This is a genomic window from Streptomyces atriruber, from assembly GCF_001418325.1.
GTDB classification, from domain to species: Bacteria; Actinomycetota; Actinomycetes; order Streptomycetales; family Streptomycetaceae; genus Streptomyces; species Streptomyces atriruber.
Window position 1 is genome coordinate 1 of the sequence record NZ_LIPN01000495.1, and the last position, 10,042, is coordinate 10,042.

Here is a 10,042-nt window from a genome sequence, read left to right on the forward strand (position 1 = left end):
GTGGCGGGGCGGTGGCGGGGCGGCGAGCCTGGCCACCGGCCGTCTCCCGCGTCAGACAGTCCGCGTCAGACAGTCCACGTCAGGAAGTCCACGTCAGGAAGTCCGCGTCAGAGAGTCCGCCTCAGGAGGTCCGCGCCAGCTCCGGCCGCTTGAGGTAGTCCGTGAAGCCGACGACGTTCCCCCACGCGTCGGCGATCTCCACCGTCCAGCCGGTGGCCACGGAGAACGGCTCGGCGAGCAGGGGGATCCCAGCGGCCGCCAGGGCCCGGCCCTTCGCGCGGGCGTCGGGGACCTCCAGCCAGATGCGGGGCGCGGACCACGGTGGCGTACACGGCACGATGCCGTCCTCCACGCGCAGCAGCACGCCCGGTGTCTCCTTGCCCACCTTCAGGATGGCGAGCCCGATCTCGTCGAGCCGGAACGCGACCGGGAAGCCGGCCCGCTCGTAGAACCCGACGGCCTCGCCGAGGTCGCCGACGGGGAACAGGACGTTGTCGAAGCCGAGCAGCTCCGTGGACTGTTCGGCGGACCGGTCAACGGACAGGCCGACCGACTGGTTGTCTGACATTCCGTCAGGGTAGGCCGGGGGCCGCCGCACCGGCGCAGGCGCGCATGAGCCCCGCCGGGCGCGCACGATTCTTCGACCGTACGGCCCTCACACGCGCCCGCCGGGACCTGCCGCCTACCGGTTGATGGACTGGATCTCCTGGACGTCGACGTCCTGGGTGCCCTCGAAGGTGCCGTCGGGCAGGTCGTGCACGCCGTCGTTGTCCGAGCCCTCCCAGGTGATCTCCCAGGTGATGGAGGCCTTCATCTGGTACGGGGCGCCGTCGGTGGCCCGCAGGTACTTGATGCCGCACGGCGGGTCCTCCTTCGAGGAGCCCTTCGTGTACGGCGTGCCGATGCTGTCGTCGTCGTTGACCGGGCACTCACCGTCGGACGGGAACGTTTCGGCGTCCGGGGTGCCCGGGTCCAGGTGCAGGCTGACGGGCTTGGCGGTGGTCTCGGCCCACAGGCCCGTGCCCGGCAGCTCGGCGCGGACCTTGACGGGCTCGAACTTCCCCTTGTCCAGCCACACCCAGGTGGGCACCTTCACCGTCGACTTGCCCTCGGGCTTCAGCTCGACCTTGGTGTCGGGGACCTTGATCTGGTCGTACGCGTACGAGGCGAGCACCTTGGGCGTCGGGGCGTTGTCGATCTTCGGAACGGTCCCGGCATCCTGCCAGAAGAGGTTCTTCTCGCAGTCGTACGCCTCCGGGTCGTCCTCCATGTCCGGATTGACGACGCCTCGCCAGAACTTGCCGTCCTTGCCCATGTTGAAGTTCTTGTAGCCCTTGTCGCCGTCGGACTGGGTCTTGCCCTTCTCGTAGTGGTCGATCATCAGGTCCCGGCCCCAGCTGAGCGTGGGCGTCACCGGAACCAGGTCCTTGTTGGGCTCCTTCTTGAGCCGTTCGACCGCATCCTTGACCTGCTCGGACGTGGCCACGGGCTCGTACCAGCAGACCGGCGGCTTCCAGTTCGGGTCCACCGGCACGACGGGCTTCGCCGACCCGCCCTTGCCGCCGCTGACCTGGGAGACCTGGATGTTGGTGGTCCCGGTCGCGGCCATCAGGGTGTTGCCCTTGGCGCCGCCGGAGGAGCCGGGCGAGTTCTGGTTGCCCTTGTCTCCGATGGCGTACGCCGTGGCGGAGAGGCCGACAGAGAGGGTCGTGACGAGAAGGAACGCGGTAGCCGTGCGGTGAGATCGCATCACTTGCACCCGCCTGGAACGGTGTCGAGGGAGACGGTCTGCCACACGCCCTGAGAGGACTTGGTGAGCCTGGCCCGGTACTGCAGGACCGAATCGGGGCTGTCGGGGGTGTGGGTGACCTTGTCGGTCTTGCGGTTCTTCGTGGACGACTTGCGCTCGTCGACGCAGTAGAAGAGCACGCCCGCCCCGTTGTCCGTGACGTGGACCTTGGGGCTGTAGGCCTTGATCTCGCCGGTCAGGCTGTCGTCGGTGTCGACGAAGCCCTTGATCCACTTGCGGGCGGTGACCAGGGAGCTGCCCGAGTCGTAGAAGGACACCGCCTTCGAGTTCGGGTCGGCCTCGATGATCGCCGCGTACTTCGCCCGCAGTTCCTCCCGGCCGTCGTCCAGGATGCTCTGCAGTTTCGGGTCGCTGTTGGTCCAGCTCACGAAGTTCGCCCTGAACTCGGACGGCAGCTCGACCTCGGGCCGTTTGATCCCGTCGGGCTTCTTGGCGGGGTCCTTGGAAGCCGATGCCTCACTCCCGTTGTCCGCACCGGCGATCTTGTCCTGGGAGTCGCCGTCGCCCCCTCCGGAGCCGCACGCGGTCAACAGCAGTGCCGCGGACGCGGTCAGCGCGGCCGCCATGAGACGGATGGGGCGTTTCACTCTGTACTCCTGTGATGTGTCGGGACGGGGAGTGGTGCCGGTGTGACGGGAGGACACACGTGCCCCCCACCGTCCCACGCTATCCATGGGCCTCTTTCAGACAGCCCGTGGCAGATGGGGATGTTGTGGAGATCCGGCCGGGCACGCCCGTGGGCCCCGCTCCAGAAGGAGCGGGGCCCACGGGGACGTACGGGCGGAAACCGGATCAGAAGCGACGCGTGATCAGCGCGCGCTTGACCTCCTGGATCGCCTTCGTGACCTCGATGCCACGCGGGCACGCGTCCGTGCAGTTGAACGTCGTGCGGCAACGCCACACGCCGTCCTTGTCGTTGAGGATCTCCAGGCGCTGCTCGCCCGCCTCGTCACGGCTGTCGAAGATGAAGCGGTGCGCGTTCACGATCGCGGCCGGGCCGAAGTACTGGCCGTCGTTCCAGAACACCGGGCACGACGACGTGCACGCGGCGCACAGGATGCACTTGGTCGTGTCGTCGAAGCGCTCGCGGTCCTCGGCGGACTGCAGACGCTCGCGCGTCGGCTCGTTGCCCGTCGTCACCAGGAACGGCATGACGTCGCGGTACGCCTGGAAGAACGGGTCCATGTCGACGACCAGGTCCTTCAGGACCGTCAGACCCTTGATGGGCTCGACCGTGATCGGCTTGGCCGGGTTGATGTCCTTGATCAGGGTCTTGCAGGCCAGACGGTTCTTGCCGTTGATCCGCATGGCGTCCGAGCCGCAGATGCCGTGCGCGCAGGAGCGGCGGAACGTGAGCGTCCCGTCCAGCTCCCACTTGATCTTGTGGAGGCCGTCGAGGACGCGCTCCTTGGGGTCGATCTCCAGCTGGAAGTCTTCCCAAGTGGCGTCCGCCGAGACCTCAGGGTTGAAGCGGCGGATGCGGAACGTCACCGTGATCAGGTGCGAGCCGTTGTCCGCTTCGAGGGCCTCGAGCTTGTCCATCGTCGGGGTAGCCATCAGTACTTACGCTCCATCGGCTGGTAGCGGGTCTGGACGACCGGCTTGTAGTCGAGGCGGATCGACTCGGCGCCGTCGTCGCCGACCTCGCGGTACGCCATGGTGTGGCGCATGAAGTTGACGTCGTCGCGGTTGGGGAAGTCCTCGCGGTAGTGGCCGCCGCGGGACTCCTTGCGGGCGAGCGCGGACTGCGCCATGACCTCGGCCAGGTCGAGCAGGTTGCCCAGCTCGATGGCCTCCAGGAGGTCGGTGTTGAAGCGCTTGCCCTTGTCCTGGATGGAGACGTTCTTGTAGCGGGCGCGGAGTTCGGCGATCTTCTCCACGGCCGTCTTGATCGTCTGCTCCGTGCGGAACACCATGACGTTGGCGTCCATGGTCTCCTGCAGCTCCTTGCGGATCTCGTGGACCCGCTCGTTGCCCGAGGCGTCGCGCAGGCGCTCGACCAGGGACACGACGAGCTCCTCCGGGTTCTCCGGAAGCTCGACGAAGTCGCTCTTCGCGGAGTACTCCGCGGCGGCGATGCCCGCGCGGCGGCCGAAGACGTTGATGTCCAGGAGCGAGTTGGTGCCGAGGCGGTTGGCGCCGTGCACCGAGACGCAGGCCACCTCGCCCGCCGCGTACAGGCCCGGGACGACGGTCGAGTTGTCCGCGAGGACCTCGCCCTCGACGTTCGTCGGGATGCCGCCCATGGCGTAGTGCGCGGTCGGCTGGATCGGGATCGGGTCCGTGTAGGGCTCGATCCCGAGGTACGTGCGCGCGAACTCGGTGATGTCGGGCAGCTTGGCGTCCAGCTGCTCCGGCGGGAGGTGCGTGAGGTCGAGGTAGACGTGGTCGCCCTCGGGACCGCAGCCGCGGCCCTCACGGATCTCCGTGTAGATGGAGCGGGAGACGACGTCACGGGACGCGAGGTCCTTCATGACCGGCGCGTACTTCTCCATGAAGCGCTCGCCGTCCTTGTTGCGGAGGATGCCGCCCTCACCGCGGGCGCCCTCCGTCAGCAGGATGCCCATGCGCCAGATGCCGGTCGGGTGGAACTGGAAGAACTCCATGTCCTCCAGCGGCAGCCCGCGCCGGTAGCAGGCCGCCTGGCCGTCACCGGTGAGCGTGTGCGCGTTCGAGGTCACCTTGAAGAACTTGCCGGTGCCGCCGGACGCGTAGATCACGGACTTCGCCTGGAAGACGTGGATCTCGCCGGTCGCCAGCTCGTACGCGACGACGCCCGCGCTCTTCTTGACTCCGTCGACCTCGACGATGAGCTGGTCGAGGACGTAGAACTCGTTGAAGAACTCCACACCCTCCTTGACGCAGTTCTGGTAGAGGGTCTGGAGGATCATGTGGCCGGTGCGGTCCGCGGCGTAGCAGGACCGGCGCACGGCGGCCTCGCCGTGGTTGCGGGTGTGACCGCCGAAGCGACGCTGGTCGATGGTGCCGTCCGGCGTGCGGTTGAACGGCAGGCCCATCTTCTCCAGGTCGAGGACCGCGTCGATGGCCTCCTTCGCGAGGATCTCGGCGGCGTCCTGGTCGACCAGGTAGTCGCCGCCCTTGATCGTGTCGAAGGTGTGCCACTCCCAGTTGTCCTCCTCCACGTTGGCGAGCGCGGCGGCCATGCCGCCCTGCGCCGCGCCCGTGTGGGAACGCGTGGGGTAGAGCTTGGTGAGCACGGCGGTGCGGCTGCGCTTCGTCGCCTCGATGGCGGCGCGCATGCCGGCGCCGCCCGCGCCGACGATGACGGTGTCGTACTTGTGAATCTTCACGGAAGTCGCCTCGGCTTTAGCGGATGTTCGGGTCGAAGGTGAAGATCACCAGCGTGCCCAGAAGGATGGTGAACACCGTGGCGGTGTACAGCAGGCCCTTGAGCCACAGACGCGTGTTCGGGCGCTCCGCGTAGTCGTTGATGACCGTGCGCAGGCCGTTGGCGCCGTGCAGCATCGCGAGCCACAGCATCAGCAGGTCCCAGACCTGCCAGAACGGCGAGGCCCAGCGACCGGCGACGAACGCGAAGCCGATCTTCGAGACACCGCCGTCGAGCACCAGCTGGATCAGCAGGTGGCCGAGGACGAGGACGACCAGGACGACGCCGGACAGGCGCATGAAGAGCCATGCGGCCATCTCGAAGTTGCCGCGGGTCGAGCGCGGGGTCTTGGAGGTGCGCTTGCGGGGCGCCTCGATGACCGGGGCCGGGTTGTCGGCGTCGTAGAGCGATGCGCCCTCGACGGGGCCGATACCGGACGTTCCGGACTTCTCAAGCGTGGTGTCAGCAGACATGTCCGGCATCAGCTCCCGAAGACTTCACGGACGGCGTGGCCGAGGACGGGGTAGAGCGCCCCGACCATCAGGACGACCCAGATGCCGACGACGGTCCAGAGCATCTGCTTCTGGAAGCGGGGACCCTTCGACCAGAAGTCGACGGCGATGACGCGCAGGCCGTTGAGTGCGTGGAAGAGGATGGCGGCGACCAGGCCGTACTCGAGGAGTGCGACGATCGGCGTCTTGTAGGTGCTGACGACATCGTCATACGCCTCCGGGGAGACGCGGACGAGAGCGGTGTCCAGCACATGCACGAACAGGAAGAAGAAGATGAGGACGCCGGTGACTCGGTGAGCCACCCAGGACCACATTCCTTCCCGGCCGCGGTACAGCGTTCCAGCCGGCACGGCAGAACCCTCCGGGAGCGGGGATTGGGGCCAGCCGGCTTGGGTGGTCGGACGGGCCCGGCCGGGTACGGTCCACCGGCCGCTCGTCATCGTATCGACGAGTTGTCGGTAGCCCTGCCCCGGGTCCGCAGGTGTGATCAAACAGGCAATCAAACAGGCACGTACGGGCTATCGGGACGCGTTTGCGATCGGCTCTCCCGTGCGGCGTGTCCCCCGGTGCGTCCGGTGGGGTGACCCGCGGTGTGGCCAGGCGTATTGCCGAAGGTGAACCGGGTGAGGCGGCCGCGGGCGAGGCGGCGCAGCTCCTCGGCGGCGATGGCGCGCTCGTCCTCCGGATCGTTGCCGAGGCGTGACCGGATACCGGCGAGGAACTGGTCCAGGGCCTCGTCCGCGGGGACGTCGTCGAGGCAGATGACGAACGTGTGTCCGAAGCGGCTCTCGTATGCGGCGTGGGCGGCGCGCAGGGCGGTGTGGGCCACGGAGCGGCCGGTCCGGGACGCTCCCTGGTGCGGTACCTGGGGGATCGCGGCATTGAGGGGCTCGCAGGCCAGGGCCTCGGTGAGGTCGGCGGGCGACATGTCGTACGCCGCTTCGTCGGAGGCGGCGAGGAGTGCCTCCAGGTCGGGGTACGGCCGGTGGGCGGCGACGCGGCGGGCCCAGCGTCGGCTGCCGCAGCAGGTGAGGAGGGCGGCTTCGGCCGCCTCCGGGGTGGCGGAGTTCAACTGGTGCGGGTGCAGCGTGCGCTCCTGGGCAGGGGGCGGCAGGGGTGGGGCGGTGCGGGTGTGGGGTGTCGTAACGCTATCGAGGCGTGCTGTCGGTTGTCCGACGAGTGAGCGAATTTCACCCGAATGGGAGAGTTTGGCTTCGTGATGTGGACGAGCCGCCCGCGAAGGCCCGTCGTAGCGTGGCGGTATGGCTCTGTCTCTGGATTCGGCTCTGACTTCAGATTCGGCACGCTTCCCGGTGCGGGGTGACCGGTGAGGCGCGGCCCCGTCGTCGCGGCGAGCGGGGTCGCCGTCGCGGGCGCGGTGGTGCTGACCGTGGCGCTCTGGCCCGGCGGCGACGGGGACACCGCCGGGGTGTCGCCGTCGGACGGCAAGTCCGCCGCGTCGCCCTCGGCGAGCCCCGGCAAGAGCTATGCGCTCTCAAAGGCCCCGGCCACCATCCCCGCAGTGCGCGAGCACACCGCGGCGCGCGGCCCCGGCTGGCGTCCCGCCGAGGGCAAGGGCCGGGTCGTGGTCGGCGACGGCGGCCTGGCCGACGAGGGGCGGCTGCTCGCGGACGAGCTGAAGCTGAAGTACGGAGGGGAGGCCGAGCCCCGCGAGGGCGACGTGGAGCTGGTGCTCACGGACGACGGCGACGGCGACACGGGCAAGGACAGGAAAGACAAGAGCAAGGGCGGCGCCGAGTCGTACACCCTGACCGTCAAGGGCCGGCAGGTGCGGATCGCCGCGCCCGCCGAGGTCGGCGTCTTCTACGGGACCCGCACCCTCAAGCAGGAGGTGAGCGGCGGCCGGACCGCTCCCGAGGGCGTCGTACGGGACCGCCCGGCCAAACCCCGGCGCGGCTTCATGATCGACATCGCCAGGAAGCACTTCGACCTGAAGTGGCTCGAGGACCGCATCCGTGAGCTCGGCGATCTGAAGTACAACCAACTGGGCCTGCACTTCTCCGACGACCAGGCGTTCCGCATCGAGTCGGACTCGCACCCCGAGATCGTCTCCTCCGACCACCTCACCAAGGACCAGGTCCGCCGCCTCCTGAAGCTGGCCGAGAGCCGCCACATCACCGTCGTCCCGGAGATCGACTCGCCCGGACACCTCGGCGCGGTCACCCGCCAGCACCCCTCCCTCCAGCTCCGCGACACCCGGGGCGTCGCCACGCGCGGCGCCGTCGACATCTCGAAGCCCGCGGCGGCGGAGATCGTCGACGACCTGCTCAAGGAGTACGCCGAGCTGTTCCCCGGCGCGTACTGGCACCTCGGCGCCGACGAATACCGCGCCCTCACGGTCAAGAACCCCGAGGCGTCCTACCCGCAGCTGGCCGCCGCGGCCCGCGAGCGCTACGGCGCCGACGGCCGCGTCCAGGACCTGGCGACGGGCTGGCTCAACGACCGGGCCGACACCGTGCGCCCGTTCGACAAGAAGCTGAAGGCCTGGAACGACGGGTTCTTCCCGGGCGGGAGCACCCAGGCCGCCGACGACCTCGAAGTCGCCTACTGGACCGGCAAGGAGATCGGCGCGCGCGAGCCCGACGAATATCTGAGGGCGGGCCGCAAGGTCGTCAACTACAACGACGAGTACCTCTACTACGTCCTCGGTCAGCCCAACACCTTCCGCTATCCGACCGGCCAGCGGATCTACGAGAGCTGGACCCCGCTGGTGCTCCGCGGCACGCGGCCGGTGAGCGAGCGCTACGACGACCAGATCCTCGGCGGCACGTTCGCGGTCTGGTGCGACCTCGCGGGCTCGCAGAGCCAGGAGCAGGTGGCGGAGGGCATCCGCATGCCGCTGCGGGCCACCGTCCAGAAGCTCTGGGACCCGAGGAAACCCACTCTGGCCTGGAACGACTTCGTGAAGCTCGCCGACACGGTCCAATAGCGCCATTTCTGCTTTCCGGTAGCGAACTTGGCTGTGTCTGTGGTGTATTCGGCCACGAAAGGCAACTTTGCGGTACGGAGTGTGCGGAACACGGCGGGGGGACGCGGCATGGGTTACTGGGGGTATTACGTCGTCGGCAGGAGTGAGCGGCCGCTCGTGGAGCTCAAGGCGGTGGCGGGCCTGCGCGACGAGCTGACCCTCCTCGACCGGCGGCCCGACGGGTGGCAGGTGTGGGAGGTGCCGGGCGACGGCGAGCGCGACGTCGGGAACATGAACACGCTGGCCCTGGAGTCCGGCGCGCCCGCGCTCTTCGGGTACGTGATGGACAGCGCCTGCGTGATCGTCGAGGCGGCGGCGCCCGAGAGCGGGGCGTGGACGACGTGCCTGGCGCGGCGCGCGATGGCGGGCTACATCGGCGGCACGGAACTGACCGTCGAGGACTACTTCCTGGAGCCGCGCGACGCCGCCGAGCGGGCGGTGGCCTGGGCCGCGGAGTCGGGCAGGACGGTGCCCCCGGGACCGCTGCTCGACGTACTGAAAGCGGATGCCCAGCCCTCGGCGGAGGAGCTCTTCTTCCGCTTCCTCGACCGGCTGGGCGTCGTGCCCCAGTGACCTCCGCAGTGACGTTCCCGGGCCGGTGCACGCAGTAAGGGGCAGTGCAGGGTCCGTGACGGGGGATCCGTGACCCGGGAGACGTACGGCATGAGCCTGGTGGAGCTGATCGCGCAGGCCGACGAGAGGGGCCTGGCGGCGAGCGGGCTCGCCTGCCTCGACCGGTGCGTGCCGGTGCTCGGCGGCGACGACGACGTGCTGCGCCCGCTGTGGGCGAGTCTCGCCGAGGGCGGGAACTGGGCGGGGCCGCTGGCCGAGGCGCGCGCGGCGCTCGGCACCGGCGGCGAACCGGCCGGGCGGGTGCCCGGCGGGACCGCCCAGGAGGCGGTCACGCTGACCCGCCGCATGCTCGACGCGGCCCCCGCCGGGCACTCGGGCGCCGAGATCAGGGAGTGGGCCGACGGCTGCTCCGTCGCCGCGCTCCAGGTCCACCGCCTCCTCGACACCGCGCCCACCGGCGCCACCCGCTCGGTCGCCGCGCGCCGCGAGGGCCGCACGGACGGCACGTCCTCCCTGTCGTCCCCGCTGGTCGCGGCCGAACTCCGCCGTCAGGTACGCATCCTGGAACTCCTCTCCGACAAGGGCACGGGCCCGGTGGGCGGGCTGCGCCAGGCCCTGGACGTGTCCATGGAGGGGCGACGGGTGCTGCGGGCCGTGGTGTCGCGGCGGGCGCGGGGGCGCGGCTGACGGAGCGGGGGGCCACCGGGGCCGGGTCACGTCCGGTAGCCGGTCGGTGTCAGTCCCGTTCCCCAGGTCGTTCCGCTGGTAGGTCCGCGGTGCAGGTCGCGCGCCCGAAGGCGCCGAACGCG

11 protein-coding genes are annotated in these 10,042 nt (G+C 69.5%); 3 read left to right on the top strand and 8 right to left on the bottom strand.

What is annotated here, in order from left to right; genetic code table 11:
• Positions 1-121: 121 nt before the first annotated feature.
• From AOK03_RS36870 to AOK03_RS36905, 8 genes are all read right to left on the bottom strand, one after another.
• On the bottom strand, positions 122-568 hold the full coding sequence (locus AOK03_RS36870) for a VOC family protein (protein WP_055569737.1): 447 nt from the start codon (positions 566-568) through the stop codon (positions 122-124).
• Between the two features lie 114 nt (positions 569-682).
• A complete protein-coding gene (locus AOK03_RS36875) occupies positions 683-1,750 on the bottom strand; it encodes a hypothetical protein (protein ID WP_055569738.1) in 1,068 nt (355 codons plus the stop codon).
• The gene (locus AOK03_RS36880; RefSeq protein ID WP_055569739.1) at positions 1,750-2,397 is read right to left on the bottom strand and encodes a hypothetical protein; all 648 of its coding nucleotides are present in this window, start codon (positions 2,395-2,397) and stop codon (positions 1,750-1,752) included. Before AOK03_RS36880 ends, AOK03_RS36875 begins: the two co-directional genes overlap by 1 nt.
• A gap of 205 nt (positions 2,398-2,602) precedes the next feature.
• A complete protein-coding gene (locus tag AOK03_RS36885) occupies positions 2,603-3,367 on the bottom strand; it encodes a succinate dehydrogenase iron-sulfur subunit (protein WP_055569740.1) in 765 nt (254 codons plus the stop codon).
• Positions 3,367-5,121, bottom strand: a complete 1,755-nt coding sequence (sdhA, locus tag AOK03_RS36890; protein WP_055569741.1) for a succinate dehydrogenase flavoprotein subunit — start codon at positions 5,119-5,121, stop codon at positions 3,367-3,369. The genes AOK03_RS36885 and sdhA overlap by 1 nt, the downstream gene beginning before the upstream one ends.
• Positions 5,122-5,137: 16 nt before the next feature.
• Positions 5,138-5,632 carry a succinate dehydrogenase hydrophobic membrane anchor subunit gene (locus AOK03_RS36895; protein WP_055569746.1) on the bottom strand — a complete coding sequence of 165 codons (495 nt, stop codon included), beginning with the start codon at positions 5,630-5,632 and terminating at the stop codon, positions 5,138-5,140.
• A gap of 8 nt (positions 5,633-5,640) precedes the next feature.
• Entirely contained in the window at positions 5,641-6,021 is a 381-nt protein-coding gene (sdhC, locus tag AOK03_RS36900; protein WP_079075193.1) for a succinate dehydrogenase, cytochrome b556 subunit, read from the bottom strand.
• 149 nt (positions 6,022-6,170) lie between these two features.
• Complete coding sequence (locus AOK03_RS36905; protein WP_079075194.1) at positions 6,171-6,785, bottom strand: 2-oxo-4-hydroxy-4-carboxy-5-ureidoimidazoline decarboxylase; 615 nt, start codon at positions 6,783-6,785, stop codon at positions 6,171-6,173.
• A 213-nt stretch (positions 6,786-6,998) separates the two neighbouring features.
• Here AOK03_RS36905 and AOK03_RS36910 point away from each other — a divergent pair, with 213 nt between their 5' ends.
• From AOK03_RS36910 to AOK03_RS36920, 3 genes are all read left to right on the top strand, one after another.
• Entirely contained in the window at positions 6,999-8,621 is a 1,623-nt protein-coding gene (locus tag AOK03_RS36910; protein WP_055569743.1) for a beta-N-acetylhexosaminidase, read from the top strand.
• Between the two features lie 108 nt (positions 8,622-8,729).
• On the top strand, positions 8,730-9,233 hold the full coding sequence (locus AOK03_RS36915; RefSeq protein ID WP_055569744.1) for a hypothetical protein: 504 nt from the start codon (positions 8,730-8,732) through the stop codon (positions 9,231-9,233).
• A gap of 90 nt (positions 9,234-9,323) precedes the next feature.
• Positions 9,324-9,920: a hypothetical protein gene (locus tag AOK03_RS36920; protein ID WP_055569745.1), complete on the top strand. Its 597-nt coding sequence runs from the start codon at positions 9,324-9,326 to the stop codon at positions 9,918-9,920.
• Positions 9,921-10,042 lie beyond the last annotated feature (122 nt).